Annotated in this window: 20 protein-coding genes; 3 read left to right on the top strand and 17 right to left on the bottom strand. The window is 38.0% G+C overall.

The window, feature by feature from the left end; genetic code table 11:
- Positions 1–8: 8 nt before the first annotated feature.
- The 15 genes from QM450_RS04655 to rlmD all read right to left on the bottom strand — a co-directional run bounded on the left by QM450_RS04655 (position 9) and on the right by rlmD (position 14,862).
- The gene (locus QM450_RS04655; RefSeq protein ID WP_414319813.1) at positions 9–746 is read right to left on the bottom strand and encodes a lantibiotic immunity ABC transporter MutG family permease subunit; all 738 of its coding nucleotides are present in this window, start codon (positions 744–746) and stop codon (positions 9–11) included.
- Positions 746–1,483, bottom strand: a complete 738-nt coding sequence (locus tag QM450_RS04650) for a lantibiotic immunity ABC transporter MutE/EpiE family permease subunit (protein WP_414319812.1) — start codon at positions 1,481–1,483, stop codon at positions 746–748. The genes QM450_RS04655 and QM450_RS04650 overlap by 1 nt, the downstream gene beginning before the upstream one ends.
- A 3-nt stretch (positions 1,484–1,486) precedes the next feature.
- Entirely contained in the window at positions 1,487–2,182 is a 696-nt protein-coding gene (locus QM450_RS04645; RefSeq protein WP_414319811.1) for a lantibiotic protection ABC transporter ATP-binding protein, read from the bottom strand.
- 237 nt (positions 2,183–2,419) lie between these two features.
- Positions 2,420–3,331, bottom strand: a complete 912-nt coding sequence (gene whiA / locus QM450_RS04640) for a DNA-binding protein WhiA (RefSeq protein WP_371559811.1) — start codon at positions 3,329–3,331, stop codon at positions 2,420–2,422.
- Positions 3,328–4,305, bottom strand: coding sequence for a YvcK family protein (locus QM450_RS04635; RefSeq protein ID WP_371559813.1), 978 nt, complete (start codon positions 4,303–4,305; stop codon positions 3,328–3,330). The genes whiA and QM450_RS04635 overlap by 4 nt, the downstream gene beginning before the upstream one ends.
- A complete protein-coding gene (gene rapZ, locus QM450_RS04630; RefSeq protein WP_371559815.1) occupies positions 4,302–5,192 on the bottom strand; it encodes an RNase adapter RapZ in 891 nt (296 codons plus the stop codon). Before rapZ ends, QM450_RS04635 begins: the two co-directional genes overlap by 4 nt.
- Positions 5,193–5,243: 51 nt before the next feature.
- Entirely contained in the window at positions 5,244–5,624 is a 381-nt protein-coding gene (locus QM450_RS04625; protein ID WP_001140424.1) for a RidA family protein, read from the bottom strand.
- A gap of 9 nt (positions 5,625–5,633) precedes the next feature.
- Entirely contained in the window at positions 5,634–6,221 is a 588-nt protein-coding gene (gene yihA, locus QM450_RS04620) for a ribosome biogenesis GTP-binding protein YihA/YsxC (RefSeq protein ID WP_049494688.1), read from the bottom strand.
- Positions 6,222–6,229: 8 nt separating this feature from the next.
- Positions 6,230–7,462 (bottom strand): ATP-dependent Clp protease ATP-binding subunit ClpX, encoded by a 1,233-nt coding sequence (gene clpX / locus QM450_RS04615; protein ID WP_414319810.1) that lies wholly within the window; start codon positions 7,460–7,462, stop codon positions 6,230–6,232.
- Positions 7,463–7,663: 201 nt separating this feature from the next.
- Positions 7,664–8,170 (bottom strand): dihydrofolate reductase, encoded by a 507-nt coding sequence (locus tag QM450_RS04610; protein ID WP_049548564.1) that lies wholly within the window; start codon positions 8,168–8,170, stop codon positions 7,664–7,666.
- 127 nt (positions 8,171–8,297) lie between these two features.
- Entirely contained in the window at positions 8,298–8,816 is a 519-nt protein-coding gene (locus QM450_RS04605) for a Dps family protein (RefSeq protein WP_000229851.1), read from the bottom strand.
- Between the two features lie 149 nt (positions 8,817–8,965).
- Positions 8,966–10,747: an ABC transporter ATP-binding protein gene (locus QM450_RS04600; RefSeq protein WP_414319809.1), complete on the bottom strand. Its 1,782-nt coding sequence runs from the start codon at positions 10,745–10,747 to the stop codon at positions 8,966–8,968.
- 10 nt (positions 10,748–10,757) lie between these two features.
- Positions 10,758–12,494, bottom strand: coding sequence for an ABC transporter ATP-binding protein (locus tag QM450_RS04595; RefSeq protein ID WP_414319808.1), 1,737 nt, complete (start codon positions 12,492–12,494; stop codon positions 10,758–10,760).
- Positions 12,495–12,618: 124 nt separating this feature from the next.
- The gene (gene tpiA, locus QM450_RS04590; RefSeq protein WP_414319807.1) at positions 12,619–13,377 is read right to left on the bottom strand and encodes a triose-phosphate isomerase; all 759 of its coding nucleotides are present in this window, start codon (positions 13,375–13,377) and stop codon (positions 12,619–12,621) included.
- A gap of 117 nt (positions 13,378–13,494) precedes the next feature.
- Positions 13,495–14,862 (bottom strand): 23S rRNA (uracil(1939)-C(5))-methyltransferase RlmD, encoded by a 1,368-nt coding sequence (gene rlmD / locus QM450_RS04585; protein WP_414319806.1) that lies wholly within the window; start codon positions 14,860–14,862, stop codon positions 13,495–13,497.
- 55 nt (positions 14,863–14,917) lie between these two features.
- On the opposite strand from rlmD, the gene QM450_RS04580 reads away from it, so the two are divergent.
- The 3 genes from QM450_RS04580 to QM450_RS04570 all read left to right on the top strand — a co-directional run bounded on the left by QM450_RS04580 (position 14,918) and on the right by QM450_RS04570 (position 17,099).
- Entirely contained in the window at positions 14,918–15,691 is a 774-nt protein-coding gene (locus QM450_RS04580) for an aminoglycoside 3'-phosphotransferase (RefSeq protein WP_414319805.1), read from the top strand.
- Between the two features lie 9 nt (positions 15,692–15,700).
- Positions 15,701–16,477 carry a recombination regulator RecX gene (gene recX, locus QM450_RS04575; RefSeq protein ID WP_414319804.1) on the top strand — a complete coding sequence of 259 codons (777 nt, stop codon included), beginning with the start codon at positions 15,701–15,703 and terminating at the stop codon, positions 16,475–16,477.
- An 88-nt stretch (positions 16,478–16,565) separates the two neighbouring features.
- Entirely contained in the window at positions 16,566–17,099 is a 534-nt protein-coding gene (locus QM450_RS04570; protein ID WP_000775325.1) for a DUF402 domain-containing protein, read from the top strand.
- 324 nt (positions 17,100–17,423) lie between these two features.
- On the opposite strand, the gene QM450_RS04565 is transcribed toward QM450_RS04570, so the two are convergent.
- Together QM450_RS04565 and QM450_RS04560 are read right to left on the bottom strand one after the other, a co-directional pair.
- Positions 17,424–18,281 (bottom strand): helix-turn-helix domain-containing protein, encoded by an 858-nt coding sequence (locus QM450_RS04565; RefSeq protein ID WP_414319803.1) that lies wholly within the window; start codon positions 18,279–18,281, stop codon positions 17,424–17,426.
- A gap of 12 nt (positions 18,282–18,293) precedes the next feature.
- Complete coding sequence (locus QM450_RS04560) at positions 18,294–19,067, bottom strand: class I SAM-dependent methyltransferase (RefSeq protein ID WP_414319802.1); 774 nt, start codon at positions 19,065–19,067, stop codon at positions 18,294–18,296.
- Positions 19,068–19,108 lie beyond the last annotated feature (41 nt).

The following is a 19,108-nucleotide window of genomic DNA, read 5'->3' as shown; positions in this document are numbered from 1 at the left end:
CTTCATTTCTATTCCATATTAGTTCTGCCGTTCCATTTACTAAACCAAATCAAACTTACAAATAAAATTACAACTATCATTGGTGTTGCAACTAAAGACCATTTAAAAAATTCATAATAAAATAAGTTTTCACCAGATATTTTATCTACAAAATAAAGACCACAAAGTCTTGAAGACCAAGAACTTGGTATGTAATACCAAATCTTATCCCCCATACTTGTAACAGCAAGCAGAGCTATCAATATTTCAAAGAAACCAAGACCAATAGAGGCACCACTCCCAAATCTGAGGCTAATAACCAGATGTATTAAATATAACGGAACAACTCCGATAATCATTAAGACTGATTCCAATATCAAATCATAAAATTCTTGATAATTAAAAAACATCAAAAAACTACTTTGGAGTAAAACAAGTGATAGAGATGCACACAACAATAAGGATAATAACTTACCAATATACATACTAGTTCTTGATTGCGAACCAGTTAACATTATCTGAAAACAACCTGCTTCTGCTTCCATTTCTATTACCTTTGCAGTAATAAAACCAATAATAATCGGGAACAATGCACCTAACGTAATCAAATAATTTAATGTGACATCCTCTATTGAATACCTACTTAGGCTCGTAAATTTAAAACCAGCATATATCATAATCACAAATAGTATTGGGAGAAACAGATATAACCAGGGTAACCAAGTATGTTTTATCTTATATAGTTCAGACTTTAAAATATTTATCACTATCCCACCTCCTGTTTTGCAAACCAAATAGATGATAAGTAAGATAATAGAAGAAATAACAGAATTGAGAAGATACATGGAGGCAAAATGGATGTACTTAACATCATATTTCCTGAATCTGCTGGTAGTCCATTTGGCATAATTTTCAGCATTGGAACCATCGTTCTTATACTCCAACTATATGGAGATAACAGCCAATAATTTCCAGCAGAAAACACAATTCCAAGTGCAACACCTAATAAACCATTTATCATAAGACTAGTAGAAAAACCAAACTTTTTAGCTAATAGTAGACAAAATGGAATTTGCCATATGCTTGATACCACTAATACTATACTTGAGACTAATAAAGTACTAAAGCTATAGCTTAAAAATATTTGATCTCCAAAAATAAATTGTACAATTAAAACTGCTATCAAATGAACCAAACTGGCCATCAGAATCAAACAGCTTGCCACTATAATTTTTGATATCCAAATCTTTCTCAAATCAATACTGAGAGGATAAACTGCCCTATATTTTATTTTTTTGTCTTCGTATCGATTAATTAAAGCAGGAATCAGTGCATAAGTGATTGGCATAATTATAGTATACCACCAATTATATGAATCTACTGTAAAATATGGTGGTACCAGTAAATAAGATAGAATTATCAAAGATATAGGTATTATATAGATTATTTTTTTTAAAAAAGTTCTTTTATATTTTAAATAATCACCAAGAATATAATTCATCATTTTTTAATTCTCCTTCTTTACTACTTCCAAAAATAAATTTTCTAAACTTTCTTGAGAGTCTTTTATATCTTGGTATTTTAATTCACCTTCACATATTATCCCGATATAATCTGCAACTTGCTCAACTTCGGAAATATTATGGCTAGATAGAATTACTGTAATGCCTTGTTTTGGGAAGCCAAGAATCATCTCCCTTAATTCTTGAATTCCCAATGGATCTAAGCCATTGGTTGGTTCATCTAAAATTAATAATTTAGGATTATTTAACAGTGCTATTGCAATTCCTAATCGTTGTTTCATTCCCAAAGAAAATTTTCCACTTCTTTTTTTACCTGTATTTGATAGACCAACGATTTGTAGAACTTCATCAATTCTTGATTCGGGTAATCCAAGTAACATTGTTCTTACTTTTAAATTTTCTCTTGCACTTAAGTTCTCATACAAGGGAGGTAACTCTATCAAGGCACCAATTTGTTCGAGATCCTTTCTACTCCATATATGATCATTAAAGATAATATCTCCGGACGATTTGTGGAGCATTCCTGTTATCATCTTTAGTGTAGTTGATTTCCCAGCACCATTTGGACCAAGTAATCCGTAGATACAATTCTCTTTCACTTGTAATGAAATATTATTCACTACAAGTTGATTCCCAAATTTCTTTGACAAGTTCCGCGTCTCTAAAATATTTTTTTCCATTTTGATCCTCCTTAAATTTACACTTCAATAATAAAATATAAATTTAAAGATTTTATAAAGAAAATACATAATTATCTATTAATTTTAAAAAAACTATAACTATGCAATTTAATGAAGATTAAAAATAAAAATTCCACTGAATGAAACTTCAGTAGAATTTTTGAAATTTGAGGTTATTTTAAAAATTTTTAAACATCAATCTCGATGTATCTTTTTTGAACATCAATATATTATATTTTACAATTCCTCTGCGATTTTGTTGATCTTTCTCAAGCGATGATTGACACCACTTTTGGTTAAGGGATTTGTCAGACTATCTGCCAGCTTCTGGATAGAATAGTCTGGATGCTGGATACGCAGACGGGCAACTTCCTGCAAGTCTGCTGGCAGATTATCCAAGCCAATTCTATCTTTGATTTTACTGATATTATTAATGGTTTTCATGCTTGCAGAAACCGTACGAGCAATATTAGCCGTCTCTGCATTATTAGCACGATTGAGGTCGTTACGAGTTTCACGTAAGATTTTGATGCCTTCGAAAGTATCACGCGCCTGCATGGCTCCAATCACTATTAGGAAGTCCATGATGTCTTCAGCCCGCTGGAGATAGGTCACTGCACCTTTTTTTCGCTCAATCACCTTGGCGTCCAATAAGAAATGCTGAAGGAGCGCCGCAATCCCTTGGGCATGATCTAGATAAACTGAACTAATTTCCAGCTGATACTTGCCTGACTCGGGATCCCGAATACTCCCATTTGCTAAAAATGCACCACAAAGATAGGCACGACCTGCTTCTTCATCTCCTAAAATATCTGGATCAATTCCCGTCTCCAGACCAAAGAAAGAATCAGCCAAACGCAAATCCGCTAAAAGTTCTTGGACTTGCTCATCTGTAAACACAGTATATACCCGATTTTTACGAAGATTACTTCTCTGATGATGACGAATCTCCGACTTGATACCATAAAAGTGTAAAAACGATTCATAGAGATGGCGGGCAAGTTTGGCACTCTCTGTAACAACGGATAAGGTCAAGCCAGAACTAGACAAACCTACGCTTCCAGACATCTTGATAATAGCTGATAATTCATAGCGACTCAGGTGGTGTTGACCTAGGATTTCTTCTTTTACTGCTACTGTGAAACTCATTTTCTCACCTGTATGATGCGCATTAATTCATCCACGATTAAATTCCCATCATGGAAAGCACCACCATTTTCCAAACGTAGGAAGTTGGATGAAATGACACGGGGAACTTGTTGATGCAAACCATCGAAATCATGCTCAACCTGAACTAGATACTCATCGAAACGATTAGTGTCCATATAGTCTCTTGGAACCTTTTCGATATTGACAAGTACTGTATCAATAAAGGGACGACCAAGATGACGATGCAAGACTGCTACGTGATCACTATCTGAGAAATGTTCTGTCTCTCCGCGCTGAGTCATGATGTTGCAGACATAGGCAATTTCAGCCTTGGTTTCCAGAAGAGCCTGACCAATCTCCTCAATGACGATATTAGGCAAAATCGAAGTAAAGAGGGAGCCTGGACCCAAGACAATCATATCACTCTCAAGAATGGTATTCACAACTCGGCGGCTAGCCTGCGGTTTCTCATCGTCTAGAGTGTTGGTGACATAAACATGGTCAATCATGCCTGGATGGTCTGCAATGTGACTTTCTCCAGCTACTTCTGTTCCATCTTTAAAGACGGCATGGAGTGTCAAGGGATGGTCACTAGATGGATAAATCTTTCCTGTCGTATGGAAAAATTTACTCAGTAATTGCATAGCATTATAGGTTGAACCCTGCATTTCAGATAAGCCAGCTATGATAATGTTTCCTAATGGATGACCAGCAAAAGCACCTGCATCCTCAGAAAAACGGTATTGAAAGACCTTTTCATAGAATTTTGGCATATCTGACATGGCCACAAGAACATTACGTAAATCCCCTGGAGGTGTCAACTGTTGAATATTTTTACGCAATTCGCCTGAAGAACCGCCATCATCCGCAACGGTTACAATGGCTGCAATTTCCACATCCTTTTCCCTTAAACTATTTAAAATAACAGGGATTCCGGTTCCTCCACCAATCACCGTAATTTTTGGTTTTCTCATGAACGGTTTACCGTTTCCTTTCTTCGATCTTTATCACGATGACTTTCATTTACAGGCCAATTCTTAGACAAATCATTGGCTAATCGTTTGGCAAAGGCAACACTTCGGTGCTGCCCACCTGTACAACCTACTGCAATGGTTAAAACAGATTTTCCTTCTTTTTTGTAGCCAGGTAGGATTGGTTCAATCAAAGCCAACAAATGGCGGTAGAAATCTTCAGATTCCTCATGATTCATAACATAGTCATAAACGGCCTGGTCCTCACCTGTCTGATTGCGAAGTTCTGGTAGATAGTAAGGATTTGGGAGGAAACGAACATCAAATACCAAGTCAGCATCAATAGGAATGCCATATTTAAACCCGAAAGACATAACCTCAATACGGAAGGACTGAGCCTGTTCTTGATCTGAAAACTGCTCTGCAATGGTCTTACGGAGTTCACGAGGAGTTAACTCTGTTGTGTCAACCACGTTTTGACTCATATTTTTCAAGGGTGCCAAGAGTTCGCGTTCCAGCTTGATTCCGTCCAAGATACGACCATCTGCTGCTAGTGGGTGACTTCTTCTTGTTTCCTTATAACGTGCCACTAATTCTTTATCAGCCGCATCCAAAAAGAGGATTTTAAAGTCCAAATCATCTTGATTTTCCAATTCATCCAAGACAGCCTGAATCTCTGAGAAGAAAGAACGACTACGCATATCAACCACTAGGGCCAACTTATGATCATCATCCTTGGTCTCAACCAACTGTAAAAATTTGGGTAAGAGGGCAGGTGGCATATTATCAATGGTAAAATATCCTAAATCTTCAAAGGATTGAATGGCTACAGTTTTCCCTGCACCACTCATCCCTGTAACAATCACCAGGTGAAGTTGTTTCTTTGTCATCTTTGTCTCCTTATATCAAAAGAAGTTTGGAAGAACCAAACTTCAACTCGCTTATCCAATCTCTGCGATGACTTCAATTTCGACTTTAACATCGCGAGGAAGACGAGCTACTTCTACAGCTGAACGAGCTGGAAATTCCTTGTTAAAGGCTGTTTGGTATACCTCGTTAAAAGGTACAAAGTCGTTCATATCACTCAAGAAGCAAGTTGTTTTAACAACATGGTCAAAATCTGTCCCTGCTTCTGCTAAAATAGCTCCAATGTTTTTCAAAACTTGTTCAGTCTGTTCTTGGATCGTTTCTCCTACGATTTCTCCAGTTTCAGGAGATAGAGGAACTTGACCGCTAGCAAACAAAAGGTTGCCAACGATTTTTCCTTGAACGTAAGGTCCGATTGCCTTTGGAGCTTTATCTGTATGAATTGTTTTTGCCATATGTATTCCTCACAATTTTTCTAAAATAGCATCCCAAGCTTGGTCCATTCCTGCTTTTGTCACTGAAGAAAAGAGGATGAAATCATCACTTGGATCAAAGTTTAATTTCTTTTTAATAGCTGATTCGTGCTTATTCCATTTACCACGCGGAATCTTGTCTGCCTTAGTCGCCACGATGATGACAGGAATCTCATAATATTTAAGAAATTCGTACATCTGTACATCATCTGCTGACGGATCATGACGAAGGTCAACGAGACTGACAACTGCTCGAAGATTTTCTCGAGTGGTTAAGTACTCCTCAATCATGCGTCCCCATTTTTCGCGTTCCTTTTTGGACACACGGGCATAACCGTAACCAGGTACATCTACAAAACGCATCTTATCATCAATATTAAAGAAATTAAGTAGTTGTGTTTTTCCTGGTTTTCCTGAAGTACGAGCTAGGTTCTTACGATTGAGCATGGTATTGATAAAACTTGATTTACCAACATTTGAGCGACCTGCGAGCGCAATTTCTGGAAGTTCATCCTGCGGATAGTGAGATTTGTTAGCCGCACTCAGCAAAATCTCAGCATTGTGTGTATTGATTTCCATAGTCACCTCTAGGCTGTCTCTAGGATTGGCTTAGCCGTTCCGTCAACCGCTTCTTTTGTGATACGAACTGTTTTCACATTTTCTTGACTTGGAACTTCAAACATAACGTCTAGCATGGTTTCTTCGATGATTGAGCGAAGACCACGCGCACCAGTTTTGCGTTCGATTGCTTTATTGGCAATTTCCTGGAGGGCTTCGTCGTCAAATTCTAACTCAACATCATCATATGAAAGCAAGGTCTGGTATTGTTTAACCAAGGCATTTCTTGGCTCTTTCAAAATGCGAACCAAGTCACCTACTGTCAACTGCTCCAAGGCTGCAAAGACAGGCAAGCGTCCAATCAACTCAGGAATAATACCGAATTTCTGAATATCTTCTGCAATGATTTCTTGCATGTAAGAGCTGTTTTCGTCAATTGCTTTGTTGTTTTGTCCGAAACCGATAACTTTTTCACCCAAACGCTGCTTGACAATTTCTTCGATGCCATCAAAGGCACCACCCACGATGAAGAGGATATTCTTGGTATCTACTTGAATCATTTCTTGTTGTGGATGTTTACGTCCACCTTGTGGAGGAACACTTGCTACTGTACCTTCGATAATCTTGAGGAGGGCTTGTTGCACACCTTCACCAGAAACATCACGTGTAATAGAAACATTCTCGCTCTTCTTAGCAATCTTGTCAATTTCATCTACGTAGATAATTCCACGTTCTGCACGTTCGATGTTAAAGTCAGCTGCTTGCAAAAGTTTGAGGAGGATATTTTCCACGTCCTCACCAACATAACCAGCCTCAGTAAGAGCCGTTGCATCAGCAATAGCAAAAGGCACATTCAAACTTCGAGCAAGAGTTTGAGCAAGGAAAGTCTTCCCTGAACCAGTTGGACCAATCATCAAAATGTTTGACTTTTGCAAATCCACATCTTCTGATTCTTCACGAGTGTCATGGAAATTGATGCGTTTGTAGTGGTTATATACAGCAACTGCCAAAGCACGTTTGGCACGATCTTGACCAATCACATAGTGGTTCAAGATGTTTAAGAGTTCGATTGGTTTTGGTACTTCAGACAAGTCTGCCAAGACTTCCTCAGCCAACTCCTCACGAATAATTTCCTGGGCCAACTCCACACATTCATTACAGATAAAGGCGTTGTTCCCAGCGATTATTTTTTTAACTTCTTCTTGGCTTTTGCCACAAAATGAGCAATAAACCATCATATCATTTTTCCTATTTGTAGGCATGATTCCCTTCCGTTCTAAATGATTTTTCTATCTAAAATAAGGTCATATAAAAAGCATGAATGCTATTCACCAAGTTTGTAAAAGCATTAAGCCAAAGTAGAGTAGCAAGTCCGTAGCGCTTTTTACGAAAAGCGTGTGATCCAGCCACAAGACAGACAGCACACAAAAGAGCTGTGAAAAAACCAAAAATACTACGCTCCATTAGACTTCCTTTCTCTTTCTGTATTCGATGGTAAAATCATAGACATTTTTCTCATCTTTGGAATAAGATTTGCTTGAAACAGTCTCAAAAGCAGTCAAGTCAAAATCTTCTGGGAAATAGGTATCCCCTTCAACTTGAGCATGAATTTGTGTCACAATAATCTCATCGAGATAAGGTTCAAAAAGCTGAAAAATCTGCTTGCCACCAATGATATAGAGATTCTTAGCCTGATGATGGTACCAGTCTAAAACATCCTCAACATTTTGGAAAACCAGAGTCCCCTCAATTGACTCTTCAGGATTGCGCGTCAAAATCAGAGTCTCACGTCCTGGAAGCAATCGTCGTCCCATCCCATCAAAGGTTACACGACCCATTAAAATGGCATGATTCAAGGTTGTTTCTTTAAAATGTTTTAACTCTGCTGGCAAATGCCATGGCAAGCGATCCTCTTTTCCGATCACACCCTTTTCATCTTGAGCCCAAATGGCTACGATTTTCTTTGTCATGCTTTCATCCTTTTCATTGATAGTTCTATTTTATCAAAAATCTTCAAAAAAGACTGTTTTGGAATGCCCTCCTGAATAGAAAAAATCCGTAGAAAACTTCTACGGATTTTTGACAAAATAGAGTATCTTACAAACCAGGTGCTTGTCCTAATTCTGCTGCAAGCATCCAGACTGTTTTTTCAAGGTCTGCCTTAGCACCAACGAAGATATCATTGGTTACATCATCACCTTCTTCATCTGTTACATCCAAAGCTTTTTGGAAAAGAGTGATGAGGTAACGATAAATTTCAAGAACACGTTCCAAACTTTCTTCTACATTACGGAATTCTCCAACTTCTTCTTCGATTTCACTGTGTTGAAGAAATTCTGTCAATGTAGAGTATGGTTTGCCACCAAGTGTAATCAAGCGTTCGCTGATTTCATCAAGGTAACCATCAAGGCTATCCATGTATTCATCCATCTTAGGATGCCATACTTGGAAACCACGACCACGCATGTACCAGTGTACTTGGTGAAGGGCAATGTGAGCCACATACAAGTCTGCTACTGCTTGGTTAAGCACTTCCTTTGTTTTTGCTAGCGCTTCAGGCGCTGATTTAGATAATGTTGTTACGTCTTTTAATGCATCTTTTTTCAATTCTACCATTTTTCTCACCTCATAATATTATTTTTGCAACCATATTTATTGATTACTATCTCAGTATACTACACCTAGTAGACAAAAGCAAGAAAATTAACCCATATTAAAAAAGTTCTAATTGACTGATAATTTAAGAAAATGAGTGGCTATTTATCCTAGCTATTTTCACTGTTTTTACTAGAAAATTGACTTTGATAAAGATCATAATAGAAACCTTTTGCAGCTAGGAGACTTTCATGATTTCCTTGTTCGATAATCTGCCCATCTTTCAGCACCAAAATTTTGTCAGCTTCCTGAATAGTCGAAAGTCGATGTGCAATGACAAAGCTTGTTCTTCCCTTCATCAAACGCTTCATAGCTTTTTGAATCAAGAGTTCTAAACGGGTGTCAACTGATGATGTCGCTTCATCAAGGATTAAAATTTTTGGATCAGCCAAGAGAGCACGCGCGATAGTTAACAACTGCTTCTGACCAAGAGAAATATTACTTGATTCTTGGTTCATCTCCATGTTGTAGCCACCAGGAAGAGTACGGATAAAGTGGTCCACATTGGCAGCCTTAGCCGCTTCGACGATTTCCTCATCTGTTGCCTCAAGATTTCCAAAGCGAAGATTTTCCTTGATACTGCCCTCATAGAGCCAAGCATCCTGTAGGACCATCCCAAACTGACGACGGTAGTCCTGACGAGACAGGTCACGAATATCTTGGCCATCCACTAAAATGGCACCAGCTGTCACATCGTAAAAACGCATAAGAAGGTTAATCAAAGTTGTTTTACCTGCTCCAGTAGGTCCAACTATAGCTACCATCTCTCCAGGTTTAACATCTAGGTTGAAATTGCGAATCAATGGTTTGTTTTCCACGTATTGGAAATCGACATTCTTGAAGCTAACTTGACCTGTCAATGGTGCCAAGTCTTTTACTTCCGCAGTTTGGACTTCTTCCTCTTCATCCAAAACTTCAAAGACACGGTCAAGTGAAGACTTGGCACTTTGCATTTGTCCCGCTAATTGAGTGATATTTTGGATTGGTTGACTGACCTGCCATACATACTGAACGAAAGCCTGCATATTACCGATCGTCAAGCGACCTGCAATAACCTGCAATCCTCCTAGGACAGCGACTATCAGATAAGTTAAGTCAGATACAATGTGTAAGGCTGGCATCATCAATCCTGAAATAAAGCTCGCCTTGAATCCAACTTGTTGCAATTCATCCGTAATCTTTTCAAATCTCTCTTGAGAGTTTTCTTCACGGCCAAAAAGTTTGAGGACATTGAAACCTGTCAAGTTTTCCTGTACAAATCCATTCATACGTCCTAGAATGGCTGCCTGCTGTTTAAAGTATGGTTGCGAACGATTCAGAATTGTTTTAGCTCCAAAATAAGTTATCGGAATCGACAAGATAACAATGATAGCTAACTGAAGATTTAGATAGAGGACCATTCCCATAACAAAAAGAATGGTAAAGACTGCGTTGACAATTTGTAAGAAAGATTGTTGTAGAGCGTTCGAAACAGTTTCAACGTCACTTGTAAAACGACCTAACAAATCTCCAAACTGATGCTTATCAAAGTAAGACACAGGAATACGATTGATTTTTTCACTCATTTCATTTCGCAAATCCTGTATCATAGACTGGACAGCATTGGTCATGAAGTAGTTTGAGTAATAAGACCCCAACTCATAAAAAAGGCCACGCAAGAGATAGATCATCAGAATCACTGCGATATAGCTGGTATTAATCCCTGCTCCTGCAACACCATTTGCCATGGCAAGAAGATTGCTGGTTAACTCAGTGATAGCAAGTCCCAATACGAAAGGCTCGATAACACTCATAATGACGCTGACTATTTTCAAGAAGACTGCAAAGAAAACAGAGAAACGGTAGGCTTTTAAATAGCTCCATAGACGAGCTAGACTAGATTGTTGTTTCATCCTTCACCTCCTATTCTTCTGTCAGAGACGCATTTTTCAACTGCGACTCAGCAATTTCTCGATAGATGTCATTAGTTTCCATCAATTCTTCATGACGGCCACGACCAACGATTTCGCCCTTATCAAGGACGATAATCTGGTCAGCATCCATGATAGTTCCAACACGCTGCGCAACAATCAATACCGTAGCATCTTGCGTCACTTCCCTGAGACGACGGCGCAAGATAGCATCTGTACGATAGTCCAAGGCTGAGAAAGAATCATCAAAAATGTAGATGTCTGGACCCTTGATGACTGCGCGGGCAATCGACAAGCGTTGCTTTTGACCACCTGATAGATTGCTTCCCCCTTCAGCCAGATGAGTTGCAAAACCTTCTTCTCGACTTTCGATAAAGTCTTTGGCTTGGGCTACATCAGCTGCTTGGTGCAAGTCCTCATGACTAGCGTCCTCTTTTCCGTAACGGAGATTGTCTGCGATAGTCCCTGTAAAGAGCAAGGCTTTTTGTGGAATAAATCCAATTTTCTGGCGGAGTGATTTGAGACGGTAATCTCGGACATCAACACCATCGACCTTAATTTTCCCTAGCGTAACATCGTAGAAACGAGGAATCAATTGAACTAGAGTAGACTTACCTGAACCAGTTGAGCCGATAAAAGCAATGGTTTCTCCCGGTTTAGCAGTAAAGGAAATATTATGCAAAACAGGGCTTTCTGTTTCCCCAGGATAGGCAAAGGTTACATTATCAAATTCTAGATAACCATGGGTTTCTGTTTCTTGAATTCCGTCCTCATTTGGATCAATGGAAATCGGCATATCCATGATTTCCTTCAAGCGTTCACTGGATACGGCCGTTCTAGGGTACATGGTAAAGAGGTTTGACAAGAAAAGGAAGGACAAGAGAGCGTGGAAACTATACTCGATAAAGGCCACCAAATCCCCAATCTGCAAACTTCCCTGTTTGAGAGGATCCAAAGCAAACCAAACGATAGCTACAATCATGGCAATAATGATTTGCACAAAAAGCGGCTCTGTCAAACCAGTCAATTTGAACAAACGATTCGAATTATCTGCATAGATTGCATTTTTCTCTTCGAAACGTTTTTCTTGGAAATCTTCACGAGCAAAGGCACGAATCACTCGTAGCCCCATCAAATTTTCACGGACATACTGGTTAATCTTATCCAAAGTTTTCTGTTGTTTTTCAGATAAGGGACGCGTTTTCACCGCCACATAAATGACTACTACAGCTAGAAAAGGAACGGAAAAAGCAACAATCCAAGCTAGTGAAGGACTGGTCAAGAAAATCATGAGAATACTCGACAGCATCATCATAGGAGTGATAACACCCAACTTAAGCGTCTGCTCTGCAAACTGCATGAGAACAAAAGCATCACTGGTGATACGAGTGACTAGTGAAGACACACCAATTTGTTCATATTCGTGATGAGAATACTCTTGCAGCTTAGCATAGACATCATCCCGCATGTCCTTAACCATATTCGTGGTCAGTTTACTAGCAGCATAAGCCAGAACAACCCGTCCAAATGTTCCCAAGACGATTATGATCAACATGACGATAGCCCAAAAATAGAGCTTATCCTTGTCTCCTTGGTTGATTCCCTGGTCAATCATGCGAGCCAGTACAGTCGGTAGCCCAAGATTGACAATGACAAAGAAAATAGCTCCGAGGAAGTCTAATAGTAGCCACTTGGGATAACGTTTGAGATAAGACCAAATATAAAGCATAATTCTCCTTTCTTTTTCTTCTAAAATGCAGAAAAGAGCGTGCTTTCGCACGCCATTTTACTAAAAAGAAGACAGGCAGCCAAAACCTCGAGAGAGGGAACTGTCTGTCTCAGATATTTAAGGCTTATTTTACAAAGTCAAGCAATGCCAAGAAGCTTTCTGGGTCAAGTGATGCACCACCAACAAGAGCTCCGTCAACGTCTGGGCAAGCCATGTATTCAGCAACGTTTTCAGGTTTAACTGAACCACCGTATTGAACACGTACTTTGTCAGCTACTTCTTGACCGAAGTCAGCAGCTACAACGTCACGAACAACTTTACACATTTTTTGTGCATCGTCTTGTGAAGCAGATTTACCAGTACCGATAGCCCAGATTGGCTCATAAGCGATAACTGTTGAAGCTACTTGTTCTGCAGTCAATCCAGCAAGAGCAGCTGAAACTTGAGCACCTACGAATTCTGCTGCTTTACCAGCTTCGTAAGTTTCAAGTGACTCACCACAACAGATGATTGGAAGCATACCGTTAGCAAAGATTGCTTTTGCTTTTTTGTTGATGTCTTCATCTGTTTCGTGGAAGTAGTCACGGCGTTCTGAGTGACCGATAACAACGTAGTCAGTACCGATTTCTTTCAAAACTTGTGGGCTAATTTCACCAGTGAAAGCACCTGCATTTTCAAAGTAGCAGTTTTGAGCAGCAACTTTAAGGTTTGAACCTTTAGCAGCAGCAAGAACAGTTGTCAAGTCAAGAGCAGGAGCTGCGATACCTGCTTCAACAAGGTCTGATGAAGGAAGTTTTGATGCTACAGCTTCAACGAATGCTTTTGCTTCTTCTGGGTTTTTATTCATTTTCCAGTTACCAGCGATAAATGGTTTACGTGACATTTCACATACCTCTTTTTTCATTTTATTTTCTACTTATTTTATCATATTTATAGACAGCTTGCAAATCTTACTCTGTAACTAGAAGTCTTCTTTTCAAAAACTTTCCAGTTGCCATTTCTATTTGGAAGCTGGCTTTCGCTTGGTCAATTTGACCACTGCTTCTGTTCTAGCCGTGTGTGGAAACATATCAACAGACTGGATATAGTGTAGATCATAGACCTCTACCAGACGAACTAAATCACGCGCCAAGGTAGACACATTACAAGATACATAAACCATCTTTTCAGGAGCGTATTTGACAATGGTATCCAAGAGCTTATCATCTAAACCTGTACGTGGCGGATCCACAATCAAGGCATCTGCACGATAGCCTTCCTTGTACCAACGAGGAATAATTTCTTCTGCAGTCCCTGCTTCATAGTGAGTATTGGTATACCCCATACGCTGGGCATTTGCTTTGGCATCCTCAATGGCTTCTGGGATAATATCCATCCCTCTCAAACTTTTGACTTTTTTTGCAAAGGCAAAACCAATGGTCCCAACACCACAATAGGCATCAATTAGATGGTCGTTCTCAGTCACGTCCAAGGCCTTAACGGCTTCACTATAGAGAATTTCCGTCTGTTCAGGATTGAGCTGATAGAAAGCTCGAGGCGAAAGAGAAAATTCATAGTCTAAAACACCCTCACGTATACTATCTTGACCCCAAATAATCTCAGTCTTGTCCCCATAAATTTCACTAGTTTTAGCAGTATTGGTATTGACTGCGACAGTCACTACTTCAGGATAATCCTTGACTAGGTCTTTCACAAATTGAGTCAAATTCAATTGGCGATTGGTCACAATGATAATCTGGACTTGCCCAGTTTTCCGTGCTCGACGAACCATGATGGTCCGAACTCCAAGAATTTTCCGTTCATCTGTAATCGGAATTTGATGATAGGTCAAGAGTTCAGCAATGCGATTGGCAATAATCTGCGTCTCCTTGTCTTGAACCAGGCAGTCTTTTAACTCGACCAAATAATGGGAATTCTGAGCATACAAACCAGTCTTGACTTGACCTTTAAACTTTCGCGTTTGGAATTGTAGTTTAGCTCGATAATACTTGGGTTCCTGCATACCAATAGTTGGTCTGATCTCATAGTTTTCGTAGCCAGCAGGGGCAAATTTTTTCAGAGCTTGATGGAGAAGGTCCGTCTTAAACTCCAGCTGCTTGTCGTAATGCAGGTGCATGATTTGACAGCCTCCACACTCATTATAAATGGTACAGTCTGGAACCACTCGAAACTTGGATTTTTTATTGACCTCAAGCAGCTTAGCCTCGACGTAGTTACGCTTAACAGAAGTTACCTGACAATAGATATCTTCTCCCTTGAGGGCACCAGGAACAAAAACGAGGGTTTTCTGGAAAAAACCAATTCCTTCCCCGTTAATCCCCATGCGCTTGATTTTTAATGGAATTTTTTGTTTGACTTTTAGATTCATAAGTCTATTATACCACGTAGTTTCTCAATGGTTAAGAATATGTTACAATAAAACCATGAATACAAAGATATCTTTTTCCCCATTGGATTTTCCTGAACAATTACGAACTTATATAGAGGGGGCAACCCTTTCTGACAGCTCTTCTCATTCAGGCGCAAGAGTTCTCTATCTTGATTCAGGTTACTATTTAAAAATTGATCAAAAGGGAAGATTAGAGCGAGAAGCTAGCATTGCAAGTTGGTTTGAACAAGAGGGAATAGGAACTCCAGTCATCCACTACCTATCTACAGATAAAGACTACCTCCTGACTAAAGAGGCTATTGGTCATGATGCTCTCGCTTTTTTAGACCAGCCAGAAAAAATCTGCCGAACCATGGCAGAGGCTCTTAAAAAGCTTCACAACTTAAACCCACAAAATTTTCCATCAAAAAATCATTTAAAAGCCTATAAAGAAAGAGCCTTTAAAAACTATGAAAAAGGGGAGTTCTATGCCAAGGCGCTCCTACCCCAATTCCAAATTAACAGTCGCGAAGAGGCCTTCCAACTCATCCAAGAACAAGGGCACCTTTTAAAAACAGATGCCTTTATTCACGGGGATGCCTGTCTACCAAACTTTATTCTCAAAGATGCTGACCACTTCTCTTGTTTTATTGATCTTAGTTTGGCTGATTTCAGTGACCGGCATATCGATCTCTTTTGGGCAGTTTGGTCCCTAAACTATAACCTAAAGGACCCTAAATACGCTGAACTATTTCTTAACTATTACGGGAGAGAGCTGGTTGATTGCAACAAACTTCGACTCGTTGCTGCCTTTGAAGCATTTGGGTAAGAGGAAAATATGAAAATCACAAAACTTGAAAAGAAAAAAAGACTCTATCTGCTCGAACTTGATAGCGACCAATCCTGCTACATTACAGAGGATACCATTGTTCGCTTTATGTTGACAAAAGGGAAAGAGATTTCAGCTGAGGAACTAACTGAGATTAAATCCTTTGCGCAATTTTCCTACAGTAAAAATCTAGCTCTCTACCACTTATCCTTCAAGGTCCGTACTGAAAAAGAAGTTAGAGATTATCTTGCCAAACATGAAATTGATGAGAAAATCATTCCCAAAGTCATTCAGTCTCTAAAGGATGACAATTGGATCAATGACCGCCAATATGCACAAGCTATCATCAATTCCAATCAGCTTTCAGGAGATAAGGGAAGCTATATGCTGATGCAGAAGATTTCTCAAAAAGGGGTTGCTAAGGCCATTATCCAAGAAGTCTTACAAGAATTTGATATGGCGGAAGTCGCAGAGCGTACAGCTGAAAAACTATTGAAAAAATACCAGGGAAAATTGCCTGCCCGTGCTCTACAAGATAAGATTATCCAAGGCCTAACCAATAAAGGTTTTTCCTACTCAGAAGCCAAGGCTGCCTTTGATCAACTAGATAACCAGGTCGATGAAGAAACTGTCCAAGAGCTGATTTTTAAAGAGTTGGATAAGCAATACCCCAAATACTCACGAAAGTATGAAGGATACGAACTGAAACAACGTTTGACCCAAGTTTTAGCTAGAAAAGGTTATGATTTTTCGGATATAGCCAGCGCTCTCAGAGAATATCTTTAATTTTTTCATGAAAAAACTAAGAACTTTAAACAAAAATGTGATACAATAGTAAACGATAAACTTATAAATTGTAGAAAGTTGGTTAGTTATGAAACTTCCAAAAGAAGGCGACTTTATTACAATTCAAAGTTATAAGCATGATGGGAGTCTCCACCGCACTTGGCGGGACACCATGGTACTAAAAACAACAGAGAACGCTATTATCGGCGTCAACGACCACACACTTGTTACCGAAAGTGACGGTCGTCGTTGGGTAACTCGAGAACCGGCTATTGTTTACTTTCACAAGAAATATTGGTTTAATATTATCGCTATGATTCGTGAAAATGGTATCTCCTACTACTGCAATATGGCTAGTCCTTACTATCTGGATGAAGAAGCTTTAAAATACATTGACTATGATTTGGATGTTAAAGTTTTTACAGATGGTGAGAAACGCCTCTTGGACGTTGAGGAGTATGAACGACATAAGCGAAAAATGAAGTATTCTTCTGATCTAGACTATATTCTGAAAGAGCATGTTAAGATTCTTGTTGATTGGATTAACAATGAGCGAGGTCCTTTCTCAGAAGCCTATGTCAACATTTGGTACAAACGCTACGTAGAACTAAAGAATCGGTAAAGTTGTCAGAGGTCAGGATTAAAATCCTGACCTCGTTTTTTGGGTAGTGTAAAATAAGTTGTGTAAACACAAAAAGGAATAAATCCATTATGATAGAATTCGCAAGATATACAAAATAAATAGATATACTAATACTTTTTTAATGTCTTTATTCCTTGTAAGTTTACAACAATCTTCTATCGTCTAATACAAAAAATACGAAGATGATTAGTATAAAAAATACAGGTCACCTTCCTATCAAAAAATTTAGTTATTGTATTTCCGCATAGCATCAATCCTATAGTACAATCTTTGGAAAAAATGACTTAACAGAGAAAATGCTATTTAATCTACCAGCTCATTTGATCGTTTTTGAAAATATAAAGCAATATTTTTAGACTCAATAAACTCAAAATATTTAATGACATTTTGCATTTGCTTAATTCCAGATTCTTTAGATTCTATCAGGTATATTTTATATCCTTCTACAAACTTGAATGTAGATTTTTCAAAGACTTTTGTGTCATCTTTTAATAATTTTCTTAATTTCATTTCAAAGTAGTCTGCATATATTAGATGTGAATTCTCAAGGCAACAGAACCAAAAATTTAAACAAGCAGACACAACTAAATTTCTATTCTTACCGATTTTTTCGTAATAATGTGTACGCTCTAGTATTTCTTTTCCGACCCTGTAGATATAATCTATTTCAAAAAGATGATATAAATTACCAATCAGCGCTATCTCATAGGACTCCCATCGTTCCTTCTGGAATAAATAGTCATATACTAAATTTAGATCATCTCTACTAACTATATGATTACAATCTATCTGATTTAATAGTCCCTGAACCATAATTGTATTTATTCTATAAGTTTTTTCTCCACTCTTCTCAAAAAGTTTTTGTTGCTCATTTTTTATTTCCTCCAATCCTTTAGTATTCAAACTATAAAAATTTGGAGATAAATTAACCAAAAAATCATCAAGCTCCGATCTTTTATAATGTTCTAGATAATTACAAAAATTCTCGATCGAAACATTGATATTTGATAATAATTCAAAAAACGTTGAAAGAGAAATTTCATTTTCTCCCCTTTCAAATCTAGAAAGTTGAGATTTAGATATAGAATCAGCTGCAGCATACTCTAAAGAATATCCGTTTAATTTTCTAAAATATCTAAAAGCTTCTCCGTAATTTTTCACAATTTCCTTCCCTTAACTTTCTTTTCGAGCTATAAACATACCATATTCTTTAGGAATGATTAGCATACCATTATTAAACTCACTTTCCAATCTATTACGAATTATTTCCTCTTCTAGTGAACCTATTTCGGAAATTCCTTTCAAGGATTGAATATATTGAACTAGATCGTCTATACTTGTCACCTGTAGCTCATCATCATAAATTAATTTTTCCACAGTGTCAAAATACCTATTTAAAAAAGTCTTCCCATTTTGTAAAGTAAAAGTTTTATTTTCCAAATTTTGATTAACCACATCTTTAAATAAGCTTGCCAAATAATCTACAACTCCATTTTCACCAAATGTAGCACAATAAAAAATTCCTCCTTTTTTTAATACTCTATTCACTTCAGAGATAGCTTTATCAATGTCATTTACATGATGTAGAAGCATATTAGCAATAACAATATCAAAAGTTTCATTTTTAAAAGAAATCTTTTGAATATCAATTATTTCATAGTTAACATTGTCTCTATTTCCAATCACTGACTTCGTAGTTTCTACCATGTCATTAGAAAAATCCGTTATAATCAATTGCTTCAGCTTGTCTATAGAATCAAGATTGCTTTTCCACAGTTCTCCTGTACCACATCCTAATTCTAGCACCTTTACTTCATCAGTGATTTGGTAGTTAGAAAATATCCAATTATTAAATCCCAGTTTATTTTTTGAATACTTCTTATGCAATTCTACTCGAATATCAAGATTATCATGATTTTTATATTGTTCAATTACCTTATCAATCATTCTGAATGACCTCCACTCTATAATTGACATTATATCACAAG

The organism is Streptococcus infantis (genome assembly GCF_047464615.1).
In the GTDB taxonomy this organism is placed as follows: domain Bacteria; phylum Bacillota; class Bacilli; order Lactobacillales; family Streptococcaceae; genus Streptococcus; species Streptococcus infantis_Y.
This window is presented reverse-complemented; position numbering and strand designations above follow the sequence as displayed.